The sequence below is a fragment of the Vibrio sp. RE88 genome (assembly GCF_013113835.1).
GTDB lineage: Bacteria > Pseudomonadota > Gammaproteobacteria > Enterobacterales > Vibrionaceae > Vibrio.
This window is the reverse complement of the sequence record NZ_VTYQ01000007.1, coordinates 155542-171370: the sequence shown is the minus strand read 5'-3', so window position 1 is coordinate 171370 and position 15829 is coordinate 155542. Positions and strand designations below refer to the sequence as shown.

Annotated in this window: 13 protein-coding genes; 9 read left to right on the top strand and 4 right to left on the bottom strand. The window is 45.8% G+C overall.

The window, feature by feature from the left end; all coding sequences use genetic code 11:
• Positions 1–51 precede the first annotated feature (51 nt).
• On the top strand, positions 52–2391 hold the full coding sequence (arcB, locus tag F0265_RS17425) for an aerobic respiration two-component sensor histidine kinase ArcB (protein WP_171749845.1): 2340 nt from the start codon (positions 52–54) through the stop codon (positions 2389–2391).
• 5 nt (positions 2392–2396) lie between these two features.
• Positions 2397–2843 (top strand): hypothetical protein, encoded by a 447-nt coding sequence (locus F0265_RS17420; RefSeq protein WP_171749844.1) that lies wholly within the window; start codon positions 2397–2399, stop codon positions 2841–2843.
• A gap of 93 nt (positions 2844–2936) precedes the next feature.
• Here F0265_RS17420 and tolC read toward each other — a convergent pair whose 3' ends face one another.
• Positions 2937–4256, bottom strand: coding sequence for an outer membrane channel protein TolC (gene tolC / locus F0265_RS17415; RefSeq protein WP_171749843.1), 1320 nt, complete (start codon positions 4254–4256; stop codon positions 2937–2939).
• 233 nt (positions 4257–4489) lie between these two features.
• On the opposite strand from tolC, the gene nudF reads away from it, so the two are divergent.
• The 6 genes from nudF to parC all read left to right on the top strand — a co-directional run bounded on the left by nudF (position 4490) and on the right by parC (position 11356).
• Positions 4490–5119, top strand: a complete 630-nt coding sequence (gene nudF, locus F0265_RS17410; RefSeq protein WP_171749842.1) for an ADP-ribose diphosphatase — start codon at positions 4490–4492, stop codon at positions 5117–5119.
• Positions 5107–5547: a DUF1249 family protein gene (locus tag F0265_RS17405; RefSeq protein WP_038163453.1), complete on the top strand. Its 441-nt coding sequence runs from the start codon at positions 5107–5109 to the stop codon at positions 5545–5547. The genes nudF and F0265_RS17405 overlap by 13 nt, the downstream gene beginning before the upstream one ends.
• A 10-nt stretch (positions 5548–5557) precedes the next feature.
• Positions 5558–6376 (top strand): 3',5'-cyclic-AMP phosphodiesterase, encoded by an 819-nt coding sequence (gene cpdA, locus F0265_RS17400; RefSeq protein WP_171749841.1) that lies wholly within the window; start codon positions 5558–5560, stop codon positions 6374–6376.
• A gap of 29 nt (positions 6377–6405) precedes the next feature.
• Positions 6406–6987, top strand: a complete 582-nt coding sequence (yqiA, locus tag F0265_RS17395) for an esterase YqiA (protein WP_171749840.1) — start codon at positions 6406–6408, stop codon at positions 6985–6987.
• A gap of 214 nt (positions 6988–7201) precedes the next feature.
• Positions 7202–9082: a DNA topoisomerase IV subunit B gene (gene parE, locus F0265_RS17390; protein ID WP_171749839.1), complete on the top strand. Its 1881-nt coding sequence runs from the start codon at positions 7202–7204 to the stop codon at positions 9080–9082.
• Positions 9083–9085: 3 nt separating this feature from the next.
• Positions 9086–11356, top strand: coding sequence for a DNA topoisomerase IV subunit A (gene parC / locus F0265_RS17385; protein WP_038509796.1), 2271 nt, complete (start codon positions 9086–9088; stop codon positions 11354–11356).
• A 49-nt stretch (positions 11357–11405) separates the two neighbouring features.
• Here the strand turns inward: parC and degS are convergent, their stop codons facing one another.
• The 3 genes from degS to zapG all read right to left on the bottom strand — a co-directional run bounded on the left by degS (position 11406) and on the right by zapG (position 14539).
• Complete coding sequence (degS, locus tag F0265_RS17380) at positions 11406–12473, bottom strand: outer membrane-stress sensor serine endopeptidase DegS (RefSeq protein WP_038509798.1); 1068 nt, start codon at positions 12471–12473, stop codon at positions 11406–11408.
• 113 nt (positions 12474–12586) lie between these two features.
• Positions 12587–13954 (bottom strand): DegQ family serine endoprotease, encoded by a 1368-nt coding sequence (locus F0265_RS17375; RefSeq protein WP_171749838.1) that lies wholly within the window; start codon positions 13952–13954, stop codon positions 12587–12589.
• Positions 13955–14080: 126 nt separating this feature from the next.
• The gene (gene zapG, locus F0265_RS17370; protein WP_171749837.1) at positions 14081–14539 is read right to left on the bottom strand and encodes a Z-ring associated protein ZapG; all 459 of its coding nucleotides are present in this window, start codon (positions 14537–14539) and stop codon (positions 14081–14083) included.
• Between the two features lie 152 nt (positions 14540–14691).
• Here zapG and zapE point away from each other — a divergent pair, with 152 nt between their 5' ends.
• Entirely contained in the window at positions 14692–15795 is a 1104-nt protein-coding gene (gene zapE, locus F0265_RS17365) for a cell division protein ZapE (RefSeq protein ID WP_171749933.1), read from the top strand.
• The last annotated feature ends 34 nt before the right edge of the window (positions 15796–15829 follow it).

The following is a 15829-nucleotide window of genomic DNA, read 5'->3' as shown; positions in this document are numbered from 1 at the left end:
GCGTATTGAAAACAGGTAATATTTACCTATTCTTATCGCACGGAGCGCCTAATGAAACCTATAAAAAACCTCGCTCAGTATTATGTCGATCTTTTGGTCAAGCTTGGCATTTTGCGTTTCTCTATTCTTCTCGCTTTAGCTCTTGTCGCACTGGCCGTCGTGGTTCAGGTTGGTATTACCTTAGTGCTAAGTGGCCATGTCGATGACATAGACATTGTTCGCTCGGTGTTCTTCGGTCTATTGATTACACCATGGGCTGTGTACTTCCTTTCTGTAGTGGTTGATCAGCTTGAAGAATCCCGCCAGCGATTGTCTAAGTTAGTGTCCAAACTCAAAGACATGCGTTCACGAGATCAGGAGCTGAACCATAAACTGCAGCAGAACATCTCAAAGCTGAATCAGGAAATTGAGGAACGGATTAAGGCAGAAGAAGCCCGTGAAGAAGCGATGAAAGATCTCGAGAATGAGGTCTATCAGCGCGAACGGACTCAACTCGAGTTAGCTGAGCGAACGGCTTTATTGCGATCGTTTATTGATGCTTCTCCGGATCTCATCTACTACCGGAATGCAGAAGGTGTTTTCTCAGGTTGTAACCGGGCAATGGAAGAACTGACGGGTAAAAAAGAGAACCAGTTGGTTGGTCTGACGCCGTGGGACGTCTACAGCAAAGAGGAAGCTCAGAAAATTGTCGATACTGATGAAAAAGTCTTTGCCGATAATCAGGCGCTGACTTATGAGCAGTGGTTGGAATACCCAGATGGCCGTAAGAACTACTTTGAATTACGTAAAGTCCCTTTTTACAGCAAAGATGGTCGTCATTTGGGACTAGTAGGCTTTGGCCGCGATATCACGGAACGTAAACGCCATGAAGAATCACTGAAAAAAGCCAGTCGCGATAAGACCACCTTCATCTCGACCATTAGCCACGAATTGCGCACACCGCTGAACGGTATTGTCGGATTGAGCCGCATGCTGCTTGATACTCAGATGACAGATGAGCAGCGCAACCACATGCAAACCATTAATGTCAGTGCAATTACCTTAGGTAATATCTTCAACGATATTATCGATATGGATAAATTTGATCGCCGTAAACTGGAGCTGTTCCCATCTTCGCTGAATTTTGAAGAGTTTGTCGCGGAAATGGAAAGCATCTCCGCGCTAATGGCTTCTCAGAAGGGGCTGCGATTTGATCTGGAACGATTAAGCGATCTGCCTACTGCAATTGATGTCGATGCCACAAGGCTACGTCAGGTGCTGTGGAATCTGATCAGTAATGCGATGAAATTCACCAAAGAAGGTGGCGTTGTGATGACAGTTGAAGCTGAGGTCGACGAAGAATTTGCCAACATCACGATGGAAATCGAAGACAGTGGTATCGGGATACCAGAAGCTGAATTGGATAAGATCTTTGCCATGTATTATCAGGTTAAGTCGGGCAAAGATAATCTACATGCCGTTGGCACTGGGATTGGTCTTGCAGTGTCAAAACAGCTGATTAAGATGATGGATGGGGATATTACGGTCAGCAGTGAAGAAGGCTTTGGCAGTACCTTTACCGTGACCATCCATGTCCCACTCTCTGTGGTCGAAGAAGAGCCCGAAGTGTCTCCGGCTGAGCGTAAGGAACTCAATATCTTTATGGTTGAAGATATTGAGCTGAACATTACGGTTGCTCGCTCGTTACTTGAGAGCATGGGGCATGAAGTCAGCGTGGCAATGACCGGGCAAGATGCGATCGAAATGTTCGATCCAGAGATCTATGATCTGGCCTTCCTCGATATACAGCTTCCGGATATGACAGGTTTTGATGTCGCTGAATTTTATCGTAAAACTTATAAAGATTTGCCGCCTTTGGTCGCCCTTACAGCCAATGTACTGAAGAACAAAAATGAGTACCTCGAAAAAGGCATGGACGATGCGATTAGCAAACCACTGTCGGTGACCGCGGTTCAGGAAGTGATTGCCAAGTTTACCTCGGATGAAGATTACCAACAGCCAGAGCCAGTCACTGTGGTGGAAAGTACGGAAGGCAATGATCTGTATAGTCGGGTGTTGGATCTGGAAATGCTGGAGTCTTATGTAGGGATCGTCGGTTCACAGCCAGTGTTGGATAGCATTGAAATGTTTGAAAATATGATGCCTGAATATGTTGAAGTGCTGAATTCCAATATGACGGCAAAACATCAAGAAGGCATTGTCTCTGAAGCGCACAAAATTAAAGGTGCAGCGGGTTCTATTGGCCTTAAACACATTCAGAAAGTCGCGCAGAAAGCGCAGTCACCAGATTTGCCCGCTTGGTGGGAAAACATTGATGACTGGGTTGAAGAAATAAAGAATGAATATCAGAATGATATTCAGACTCTGAAAGAGTGGTTGGCTCAAAGGTGATAACAATGAAAAAAATAGCATTAGTAGCGCTGGGCGCAGCGCTTTTAGCAGGGTGTTCAACCGCACCAGTCGGTTGGGAACAGGATAATCAGGCTACAGTGGAAGACGCGACGGTACGTTTAAAGAGTAATCTTTGGCTGAATAAAATGCCGACCTTAGGTGAAGTGCAAGATCAAACGCTCCATGGTGCACTGTACCTACAATCAGACAAAGTGTTGCCAGCCACTCTAGAAGTAGAGAGCATCTCAATTAAGCAGGGTGAAGATAGCTGGATTATTGATGGTGATTTACTCGACTTACGCACTCATAATCAAAGCCATTGGGAAGTCGCCTTTGTGTGGCAATTCGCGGTGGATGCAGACAAGCCAGTCGATGTCGCTTTGATGCTTAAGAACGGCGACAAAGTAGAGTGGCTAGTAGAAAAAGATGTAGTGATAGACACCGTATATTAGTCATTGAGATAGCCAAGAACGAAAAAAGGTTGATGCGAAAGCATCAACCTTTTTACTTTTTCGTGTTAGCTGTTAGCTGTTAGCTGTTAGCTGTTAGCTGTTAGCTGGAGCTTCTTTTAAACCTGCGTTGATATCTAGGATATCTTGCTCGCTTAACGTACCGACAGCTTGACGAAGCTGTAGCACGCTTAGGATGTAATCGTAACGTGCGTTAGACAGGTTCTTGTTTGCATCGTACAAGTTACGAGTTGAGTCAAGAACATCTACGATAGTACGGGTACCCACATCAAAGCCTGCTTCTGTTGCTTCTAGAGCAGATTTAGCTGAAACCACAGTTTGCTCATAAGCGCGTAGTGCACCAATCGAAGCACTGATGTTGTTGTTAAAGGCGCGTACGTCTTTAACGACACTACGGTATGTTGCTTCCAAGTTTTGGCTTGCTGCAACGTAATCGAATTGTGCTTGTTTAGTTAGTGAGGTAGTAGCGCCACCTGAGTAGATTGGAACTGAAAGGTTCAAACCCACGTTTAGCGTATCTGTTTCACTAGTGCTACCCGAATCAGGTGATGTTTCACTCATTGTGTAGCCACCGTCTAGCGTCAATGACGGTAGGTGACCGGAGCTTTGTAGTGAAATCTTATCACGGGCAATATCTTGCGCAATGCGAGAAGAGAGTAAGCTTAAGTTTTTCTGTTGTGCTTCTTCCACTAGTGCTTCAACAGGGGAATCTGTTTTGCTTGCTGAGAAACGTGCAATGTCTAACACATTTAGATTTGTATGCTCTAGACCCGTAATTTCACGAAGGCCTTCGTAGCTGTTGATCAAATCATTTTGTGCTAGTACTTCATCTGCTAATACTGAGTCGTATTGTGCTTGTGCATCATGTACGTCAGTGATTGCAGATAGACCCACCTCAAAGCGTTGCTTGGTTTGCTCTAATTGGCGACCAACTGCGGCTTTTTCTGCCTGAACAAACACAAGGTTGTCCTGAGCTTTTAGTACGTCAAAGTAGGCTGTTGCAACGCGCAGGATCAGTGATTGCTGGGCTGCTGCATAGGTTGCATCGGCATTACGAGCGGTCTTTTCAGCGGTATCCAACGTGATCCAGCTAGAGCGATTATAGAGTTCTTGAGTGAACCCTAACTTTGCACTCCAAGCATCATTATCTGCACTCTTGTTGTCAGTTTCTACTTTATTAATATCGTACCCTGCTGTCAGATCAATTTGAGGTAGCAAGGTGGCACGGCTAGAAGTCACCGCTTCAAATGCAGAATCGCGGGTAGCTGCTGCGCTAAGTAATGTTGGGTCGTTTTCTTTTGCTTGGTTATAAATTTCCGTCAGTGTGTCAGCAAAAGCGTTGTTGCTTAAGCTGCCTAGTGCTGCACTGATAAATAGTGGAAGCAGTTTTTTCATAGGTCCTATTCCTGCCAAAATATGAAAAAGGTGACTCATCGAGAGTTTAACTCATACTGATGCTAATTCACGCAAAACTTTGCAAATTTTTACACTTAACTATCCACTTGTGCAATATATTTTATTCATCAATTTAACTCAGAATACAAAATTTGTATAAAAAGTTGAGCCATGTCCTTGGAAGTTAAGCTTTTGTCTGAGTAAACTATAAGATTCACTCACTGAGGTGCCAAATGCAACTATCTGACAATCAACAAAGTGAATTTACTCCACAAGATGTAGAAATTATCTCAAAAGAAATTCTATTTAAGGGCTTTTTTAGGATGATTAAGTATCGCTTCCGACATAAATTGTTCGAAGGTGGCTGGAGTGAGGTGATTGAGCGGGAGATGTTTGAACGTGGTCATGCTGCTGCGTTGTTACCGTATGACCCAGTGAGTGATCAGGTCGTGCTGATTGAACAAATCCGTGTCGGTGCTTTGGAGCACGCCCATCCATGGCAGCTGGAAATTGTTGCGGGCATCATTGATACCGATGAATCACCAGAGCAAGTAGTTCGCCGTGAAGCCTCTGAAGAGGCGGGTATTTCGGTTGATGAGTTAGCTAAAGTCACATCTTATTATCCGTCCTCAGGCGGGTGTTCTGAAAAGCTGGATGTGTACGTCGGAAAAGTGGATGCTTCAACCGCTCACGGAATTCATGGTTTAGACTATGAAGGTGAGGATATTCAAGTTCATGTGGTGAGCCGTGAGAAGGCTTATCAATGGGTTGTTGAAGGTAAATTTGAAAATGGCGCTTCGATTATTGCACTGCAATGGTTGCAGCTAAACCACCAATCGTTAAGAGAACAATGGCACAAGTAGCAGTAAAAAAGCCGTATCACGTTGATTTATCAGATTTGATGCGGACTTATGAAACCAATTACGCCAAGCTCAATGCTTTGCTTCCTCATCGGGCAAAGGTGGGCGACGTGCGCTGCTATCAGGCCGCCAATATGACCTATCAAATTCAAGTGGGCGAAGTCACAAAGTACACAACTTTGGTCGATATTTGTCAAAGTGATGATATCCCGGTATTTCCATTACCAAAAATGTCTGTCAGGCTCTACCACGATGCTCGCGTTGCAGAAGTGTGTGAATGTGAGCACCTAAAAAGAGTCAACGCTCGATACGAGTACCCCAATGACAAGATGGTTCAACAAGATGAAAAAGTGCAACTGAACCGCTTTTTAGGGGATTGGTTATCTTTTTGTTTAAGGCATGGTATCAGCCGGACGCCGATCAATATTTAGGTTTTTAGTTTTGAAAGTAACGTCATGCTCATCCGATGGCAGCATTAGACTGCTACAGATTACAGATACGCACCTGTTTGAAGCAACAGATGGCAGCTTGTTGAGTGTAAATACTGCTGACAGCTTTAATGCGGTGGTTGACGCTATTGTCGAAGAGAGTCCCGCTTATGATGCAGTGTTGGCAACGGGAGATATCTCCCAAGATCATAGCGAAGTGTCCTACCAGCGTTTCGAGCAGGGCATCGTACCTCTTAAGAAAAAATGCTTCTGGTTACCAGGTAATCATGATTTTAAACCGAGTATGAATTCGGTAATCCCTTCTCAGCAAATTCAGCAAATTGACCATGTCTTATTGGGTGATACATGGCAAATGATCATGTTGGACTCTCAAGTCGTGGGTGTCCCACATGGCAGATTAAGTGATAAGCAGCTGAATTTGCTGGAAGAAAAACTATCGCAGTACCCTGAGCGATATACCCTGATTTTATTGCACCACCATCCGTTGCTGGTGGGCAGCGCATGGTTGGATCAGCATACCTTGAAAGATTCAGAAGATTTCTGGCAAGTCGTTGATCAACATAATAATGTTAAAGCGGTGCTGTGTGGTCATGTGCACCAGGATATGAATGTCATGAGAAATGACGTGCGCGTCATGGCGACACCTTCCACTTGCGTGCAGTTCAAGCCTAACTCTGATGATTTTGCGCTGGATTATCAATCACCAGGTTGGCGTGAGCTGCTGCTACGAGACAACGGAGAGGTGGAAGCACAAGTAAAGCGCTTACCGGCTGGCAGTTTCCAACCAGACTTTAACTCTGCGGGTTATTGATTTCGAATTCACCTAAATTAAGGATAGCTATGCGACCTTCGTTACTTCTTTATATCCATGGCTTTAACAGCTCCCCCTTGTCTCACAAAGCCAATGTTATGAAAGAGTACTGCCAACAGCATAGGCCGGATATCAAAGTTGTAGTCCCACAACTTCCTTGTTTTCCACAACAAGCCGCTGAATGTTTGCTTAACATAATCGAACAACATAAAGATGATTATCGTATTGGTTTGATAGGCAGCTCTTTAGGCGGCTATTTGTCAATGTGGCTCAATAGGCAGTTTGGTTTTAAAGCGGTTGTGGTCAACCCAGCTGTTAAGCCTTATGAGTTGTTAGCGGATTATCTTGGTGAGCAGGTAAACCCTTATACACACCAGCGTTATGTGCTGGAAAGCGTCCATATTGATGAGCTGAAAGCGTTAGATACGCCCGTCATTAATCAAGCTAAAGACTTTTGGCTATTGCAACAAACTGAAGATGAAGTGCTGGACTACCGTCAGGCGGTTGAGAAATTTTCAGGCGCTAAGCAGACTGTTGAAGAGGGAGGCGACCATAGTTTTGTTAACTTCGAGCGTTACCCTCAACAAATTATCGAATTCCTTCAGCTCTAGTATTCATTGAGGGAAGAGTCATAATTTTAGCGGTTACTTAGTTATCTCGCTTGACATCATTCCCTCTCTTCCAGACTATGTTTCACCTGTACTGAGCTGGATTCAGAACGACGAGAGTTTGGTCGTTTTTGCTACTTTTTAGACTAATTAATAAAAAGAACAAAAGCTTGCCGGCTCAGTAACCCATTTATTCTATATAACGATATTCCGTATTATGACTGAACAATATAATGCTGGGGCCATTGAGGTTCTTAATGGTTTGGAGCCAGTACGTCGCCGACCAGGGATGTATACGGATACAGCGCGTCCTAACCATTTGGGACAAGAAGTCATCGATAACAGTGTCGATGAAGCGCTAGCCGGACACGCTTCAAAAGTTCAAGTAATTCTGCATGCCGATCAATCTCTGGAAGTGATCGATGATGGTCGAGGCATGCCTGTTGATATTCACCCGGAAGAGAAAGTCTCCGGTGTTGAACTTATTCTTTGTAAACTCCACGCCGGTGGTAAGTTTTCCAATAAAAACTACCAATTCTCTGGTGGTCTTCACGGTGTAGGTATTTCGGTTGTCAACGCCTTATCAAAACGTGTTGAAGTAACGGTGCGCCGAGATGGTCAGGTATATGAAATTGCCTTTGAGCATGGCGACAAGGTATCTGACTTAACGGTGACGGGTACTTGTGGGCGTCGTAACAAAGGTACCAGCGTCCATTTCTGGCCTGACGCTAAGTATTTTGACTCTGTCAATTTCTCAGTAACGCGACTGATTAACAACCTTCGTGCTAAAGCTGTACTTTGTCCGGGATTGGAAATCACCTTCTCTGATAAGGTCAATGGTAACGAGCACAAGTGGCTGTACGAAGATGGTCTTAAAGACTATCTTGCGGAGGGTGTGAAAGGTTATACCGTCTTACCTGAAGAACCGTTTACTGGCGAGTTTTCTGCTGAAACGGAAGCCGCAAACTGGGCCGTGATTTGGCAGCCAGAAGGTGGTGAGATGATCACCGAAAGCTACGTCAACCTCATTCCTACCGCACAGGGTGGTACGCACGTCAATGGTCTGCGTCAGGGCCTGCTTGATGCTATGCGTGAGTTCTGTGAGTTCCGTAACCTGCTGCCTCGTGGTGTTAAGCTGACTGGCGACGATGTTTTTGATCGTTGTTCTTACGTTTTGTCGGTAAAGATGCAAGATCCTCAATTTGCAGGTCAGACTAAAGAGCGCCTTTCTTCTCGCCAAACAGCAGCGTTCGTTTCTGGTGTGGTGAAAGATGCATTCAGTCTGTGGTTGAATGAAAAGCCACAGCTTGCTGAACTCCTCGCGGAAGTGTGTATTGCCAATGCTCACCGTCGCATGCGTGCCAGCAAAAAAGTGGTACGTAAAAAAGTGGCTTCAGGCCCAGCACTGCCAGGTAAGCTGACGGACTGCTCGGTGCAAGATCTGAATCGTACCGAAATCTTCTTCGTCGAGGGTGACTCAGCAGGTGGCTCGGCAAAGCAGGCCCGTGATCGCGAGTTTCAGGCGGTAATGCCACTGCGTGGTAAGATCCTTAACACTTGGGAAGTGTCAGCAGATCAGGTGCTTGCATCTCAAGAAGTTCATGATATTTCCGTTGCTTTGGGTATTGACCCTGACAGCGACAATCTAGAGAGCCTGCGCTACGGCAAGATCTGTATCTTAGCCGATGCGGACTCGGATGGTTTGCACATTGCGACACTCCTGTGTGCGCTGTTTACCCGTCACTTTAAAGCGTTAGTCGAAGCAGGCCATATTTACGTGGCGATGCCGCCTCTGTATCGAATCGATTGCGGCAAAGAAGTTTTTTACGCGCTTGATGATGATGAGAAAGAGGGCGTTCTAGAGCGCTTATCGAAGAAGAAAGCCAAGATCAACGTTCAGCGATTTAAAGGTCTGGGTGAAATGAACCCACTTCAGCTGCGTGAAACCACGATGGATCCGAATACACGTCGACTGGTTCAGTTAACCATTGACGATTCTCAAGCGACCATGGAAATGATGGATATGCTGCTCGGTAAGAAACGCGCGGATGACCGACGCTCGTGGTTACAGAACAACGGTGATTTGGCAGAGGTTTAACGAATGTCTACGGAAATTACATACGATGGCGTTGAACAGTTGCCAATGCGCAAGTTCACTGAAGACGCTTATCTTAATTACTCAATGTACGTCATCATGGACCGCGCCTTGCCATACATTGGCGATGGCTTAAAACCGGTTCAACGACGAATCATTTATGCAATGTCGGAGCTTGGTCTTTCGGCAGCGGCAAAGTATAAGAAATCGGCACGTACGGTTGGTGATGTGTTGGGTAAATACCACCCACATGGAGACTCGGCGTGTTACGAAGCTATGGTGTTAATGGCTCAGCCGTTCTCTTATCGTTACCCATTGGTTGACGGTCAGGGGAACTGGGGTGCGCCGGACGATCCTAAGTCTTTCGCCGCGATGCGTTATACCGAAGCGAAATTATCCAAGTTCGCAGAAGTTCTGCTTGGTGAACTTGGTCAGGGCACGGTTGAATGGCAGCCGAACTTTGATGGCACAATGAAAGAGCCTCAAATGCTGCCTGCTCGCCTTCCTCACATTTTACTTAACGGTGTGACGGGAATTGCGGTTGGTATGGCGACCGATATCCCACCACACAATGTGCGTGAAATTGCTGAGGCAACCATTCATCTGATCGACAATCCAAAATCAGAATTAGCCGATGTGATGAACTTTGTTCAGGGGCCAGATTACCCGACAGAAGCAGAGATCATCTCGCCGAAAGCTGAACTGGAGAAGATCTATCGCACGGGGCGTGGCAGCATTAAAATGCGCGCGGTCTGGCATAAAGAGGGCGGTGACATTGTTATAACGGCACTGCCACATCAAGTTTCAGGTGCTAAGCTGCTTGAGCAAATTGCCAGCCAGATGCGAGCGAAGAAGCTACCAATGGTCGATGACCTGCGTGATGAATCGGATCATGAAAACCCGACGCGTATTGTTGTTGTTCCTCGTTCAAATCGTATCGATTGCGATCAGTTGATGAACCATCTGTTTGCTTCGACAGATCTGGAGAAAAACTTCCGCGTTAACCTCAACATGATCGGTCTCGATAATCGTCCACAAGTGAAAGGTTTGGTTCAGATCTTATCTGAGTGGATTGAGTTCCGTCGTGCAACTGTGCGCCGCCGTTTGCAGCATCGTTTAGATAAAGTTCTTGCGCGTCTGCATATTCTTGAAGGTTTGTTGGTTGCCTACCTCAATCTGGATGAAGTGATTGAGATCATCCGAACTGAAGACGATCCAAAAGCCGTACTGATGGCTCGTTTCGGCATTACGGATATTCAGGCTGACGCGATTCTGGACACCAAACTTCGTCATCTTGCCAAGTTGGAAGAGATGAAGATCCGTGGTGAACAGGAAGAGTTAGAAAAAGAACGTGAAAAGCTTGAACAGTTATTGGGCTCTGAGCGCCGTCTGAATACGCTTTTGAAGAAAGAAATCAAAGCGGATGCAGAGAAATACGGTGATGATCGCCGCTCTCCTCTCGTTGAGCGTGCTGAAGCGAAAGCCTTGACTGAACGAGACCTTGTTCCGAGCGAACCGATTACTGTTGTGCTTTCAGACAAAGGCTGGATTCGTCACGCTAAAGGGCATGATGTCGACGCCGAAGGGCTTAACTATAAGTCTGGGGATAAATATCTGGCCCATGCTCGCGGTAAGAGTAACCAGCAAGCGGTGTTCCTCGGCAGTGATGGTCGAAGTTACTCGCTTGAGTCGCATTCTCTGCCGTCTGCGCGCAGTCAGGGCGAACCGATTACCGGGCGCCTGAACATTAATGCAGGAACTAACATTCGCCATGTGGTGATGGGTGAAGAAGACCAATTATGGTTAGTGGGTTCTGACGCGGGCTATGGTTTTGTTTGTAAAGGCAGTGACCTTTTATCGAAAAACCGCAGTGGTAAAGCACTGGTAACACTCCCACAAAACTCGGAAGTGATGACTCCCGACACCATTAGCAACCTAGATAATGATGAAATCTTAGCGATTACCAACCAAGGCAGAATGTTGTTGTTCCCGATTAAGGACCTTCCTCAATTAGGTAAAGGTAAGGGTAATAAGATTATCAATATTCCAGCAGCTAAAGCGAAAGAACGTGAAGAAGTAGTATCACATCTGATGTCGTTGCCTCAGGGGGCTTCAGTAACCCTTTATGCAGGTAAGCGTAAGTTAGGTTTGAAACCGGCAGATCTGGACAATTTCCGTGGTGAGCGTGGCCGTCGAGGCAGTTTACTACCGAGAGGGTTGCAGCGAGTGACGCGTATAGAAATAGAGAGCTCTACGACAGAACAAGAAAGCGAATAAAACAAAAATCCCATGCTAAAGAGCATGGGATTTTTTTATTATTCAATGTTTAAATTTCTCGGGTATCTTCTGCGATTGTGACGCTAAGGGTTCGCTCTTTGCCCTTACGTAGGATGAGCACATCGACGGTTGTTCCCGGCCTCAATTCGGTGACTATATCCATTACGCTTTGACGACCATTGATTTTTTGCCCATCGATTTTAAGAATAATGTCCTGGGCTTGAAATCCTGCGTCGGCGCCTGGCCCGTTAGGATCAACGCCGAGTACAACAATACCGCCTAAATGCTCATTACCCAGTAGACGTGAGGTGACGGAATTAATATCTTGACCGTCGATACCTATATAGCCTCGAATAACACGACCGTCGGCAATGATCTTCTGCATGATCTTATTGGCGAGAGTGTAAGGAATCGCGAAAGAAATGCCGTAAGTTTCAAGCTCGGTTGCTTGTTGGAAGGACGCCGTATTGATGCCAACCAATTCACCTCGTGTGTTCACCAAGGCTCCGCCAGAGTTTCCTTCATTGATGGCAGCATCTGTCTGAATAAAGGCTTGTCGGCCGCCGGCGCTGATTGAAGAGCGACCCGTTGCGGACACGATACCAAACGTGGTCGTTTGACCTAAGTTGTATGGGTTTCCGATCGCCAATACCACATCTCCCACTGTCGGTGAGTAGTTCGGGTTAAGTGGAATCACAGGAAGGTTGTTGCCTTCGACACGCAGAATAGCGATATCAGTACGTCTGTCTGTCCCAACTAATTGCGCGGCAGCGACGCGACCATCTTGTAGCGCGACGACAATTTGATCGGCCTGCGCGACAACGTGGTAGTTGGTAATGATATAGCCTTTATCACTGACGATCACGCCTGAGCCTAGCCCTTGAGTCAGTAGCTTTGAGCGATCATCTTCTTTGTACTTTCGGCTATAGATATTCACCACTGCAGGGGCGGCTTTGCGGACTGCACTATTAAATGAGATTTCTTGTGCTGAAGTGATGTTGATTTCGTCGCGGAAATTCTGAGGAAGAATAGTGGAACGCAGAGAGGGGATAGCTAATAGCAACAACGCAGCTGTCGCCAACCCTAAACCTATTGAACGCAATAAGAATTGCAGCATATCTTCCTAACCACTTCAAAATTCAGACAAGTGGCGAAAGAATAGCATTAGATGAGAAAATAACAAAAGGACGGCAGGAGATCCTACCATCCTTTGACATTGACCTCGCGTTTTTAACGCACGACTAGATAAATGGTACGTTCACCACGTTGAATATTCAGAGCCAGTACGCCAGGTTGTTTCTCAAGCACTTTTCTAAACTCTGCAAGATTTTTGACTCGTTTGCGGTTCACACCAATGATGATATCGCCTTTCGCCAGTTGATAAGCTTCGGCTTTCGACCCTTTCTCAACGGAAGCGACTTTCACGCCTTGCACGGAATCATTTGAGGTGGTGTTGGTCAGCTCTGCACCCGATAGACCTTCATGCAGTTTATCTGCTGACGCTTTCACATTTTGCTGCTCACCTAGAGTGACGTCAAAGCTCTCTTTCTTACCATCACGGATAATGCCGAGTGAGACCTTCTTGCCAGCACCGAGTGTCGCAACCTTGGCTCGCAGCTCACTGAACGAGTGAATATCTTTGCCGTTGACTGATACAATCACGTCACCAGCTTTAAGACCTGCTTTGTCTGCTGCGCTGTCCGGAACTACTTGGCTAACAAAAGCCCCCTTGCTTGACTCATAGCCGAGCGCTTCTGCAAGCTCAGAAGTGATTTCACCGCCTTGCACACCCAGCATACCGCGTTTAACTTCACCAAACTCTAAGATTTGTGCGGTTAGGTTAGTCATCATATTGGATGGAATCGCGAAACCGATGCCAACGTTACCGCCGTTAGGTCCTAGAATCGCGGTATTAATACCAATCAGTTCACCTTTTAGGTTAACTAGAGCACCGCCCGAGTTACCACTGTTAATCGCAGCATCGGTCTGGATGAAGTTCTCGAAGTTTTCGATATTCAAACCACTTCGACCTAACGCAGAGACAATCCCTGAAGTCACCGTTTGGCCTAAACCGAATGGGTTACCAATCGCGACAGCAAAGTCGCCGACACGTAATGCATCGGAATCTGCAATCTTAATTTCCGTTAAGTTTTTGGCTTTCTCAAGCTTCAACAGAGCCACATCTGACATCTGGTCTCCGCCAACTAGCTCAGCATCGTACTCACGGCCATCATGCAGTTTCACGCGAATTTTTTCCGCGCCATTGATGACATGGTAGTTAGTGACTATATAGCCTTTATCTGCATTGACGATAACACCTGAACCGAGTCCTCGGAATGGACGTTCTTGCAACTGCTCGGTCGGAAATTCAGGACCGAAGAAGAAACGGAACTGCTCAGGAATGCGTTGTTTGGATACCTGAGTGCCTTCTACAGAAATACTCACCACCGCAGGGGTGACTGTTTCTAGCATAGGGGCGAGGCTAGGCAATTGCTCTCCATCTACAGACAGAGGAAGGGCCGCTGTGGCTTGTATGGGGGTGATGATTGAACTTAAGCTTAAGGACAGGACGGTTAAAGCAAGCAAAGGTTTTTTCATCTGATAACTCCTAGTTAAGTTAAGGCCTGAGATTCAATATTTGTTTGAAAAATAAGAAATCAATCGACGCTTATGGGAGTTATGACTCAAAAACCTTTGCAAAGTTCACCAAGAGGTAAAATAGAGTTACGACGCTTTAGCGGTCACCGCTTGTGCTGAGTTGAGTACTTCTTTTTTCTCTTCAGCTAACATGCCTGTTGCACCTGACGCGTAATCTTTAGGTGCTTCGCTTAGCACCGCTGATGGTTGTTCAGGCTCAGCAGGTTCTTCTGTTTGAGATTGCTCAGCGACTTTTTTATTGAACGGATTGTCTTGCTCAGGAATGTTTGGCAACAATTCTGCAGACGTTTTCGTCATGTGTTGGTAAAGCTTAGTGTATTCCTTACCCAGTGAATCTAACATTTCGGCTGTCTGAGCAAAGTGATCAGCAAGATCTTGTTTTTGTTGCTCAAGCTCGAATTTGGCGGTTTCCAAGTCTTTCTGGATGGTCTTCTGTTTTTTGTATCCCGGAGTGGTAATGCGCGAGATGATGATTCCTAAAACAGCGCCAACAAGCAAACCTACGAGGGCATAAATCCAAGGCATATTCGCTCCTTATCATTGTTATTTAACATGTTTTTTACCGGTCGGTTACACATGCTCATCGGACATGTTACTATGAGAATTCGAGACGATAAAGAAAAATGCGTGTGCTCTGCATAGCAGTTTCAATCCTTCTATAGCACGTGAGTGAAGTGATGACACCCTTAGAGATCTATACAAAAGATGTAAAAGAACATGGCTTTCAACAAGATGAAGCACAGCTTCAAGCGGTGAGAGCTTTGGATAATCTCTACCATGAATTTATTCAATACATAAACACCTCGGTCGAGCCTGTCACCGGGTGGAAGAGTTGGTTTGGTAAAAAAGCATCGTTGCCCGCTGCGCCCAAAGGGCTGTACTTTTGGGGCGGGGTAGGGCGTGGAAAAACGTATTTAATGGATACCTTTTTTGAAGCTTTGCCCAGCGACAAAAAGATGCGCGTACACTTCCACCGATTTATGTATCGGGTGCATGATGAATTGAATGCGCTGGGGGATGTGAATGACCCTCTCGAGTTAGTGGCGGATAAATTTAAATCGGAAGCGGAAATTATCTGCTTTGATGAGTTTTTTGTATCAGATATTACTGATGCGATGATTTTAGGCACCTTGTTCCAAGCGTTATTCAAACGTGGCGTGGTGCTGGTTGCTACGTCTAATATTCCACCTCAAGATCTTTACCGAAATGGTTTACAAAGAGCGCGCTTTTTGCCTGCTATTGATTTAATTAACGCTAATTGCCTGATATTGAATGTCGATAGCGGCATCGATTACCGTCTCAGAACGTTGGAGCAAGCAGAAATTTACCATTTTCCTCTGGATAAGCAGGCTAATACCAATCTGTGCCACTACTTTGAACAACTGGTTGGTGAAAACAAGCAAGGTGAAAAAAGCATTGAAATTAATCATCGCCAGATAGAGGTCGTCAATTCTTACGAAGGGGTATTACACGCCACCTTTGCCCAGTTATGTCAATCGGCCAGAAGTCAGAATGACTATATTGAGTTATCACGGATCTACAATACGGTGTTGCTCGCAGACGTCCAGCAAATGGGGCGGACAATCGATGATGCGGCTCGTCGTTTCATTGCGCTGGTGGATGAATTCTATGAGCGAAATGTCAAATTAATTATTTCAGCGGAAGTGGCATTAGAAGAGTTATACACGCAAGGGCAGCTTGAGTTTGAATTTAAACGTTGTCAGTCTCGATTGATAGAAATGCAAAGCCATGATTATCTGGCGAAAGAGCATTTGGCATAAGGGCTTGAGTGTTTCTACGAGGAGTAAAAAAAAA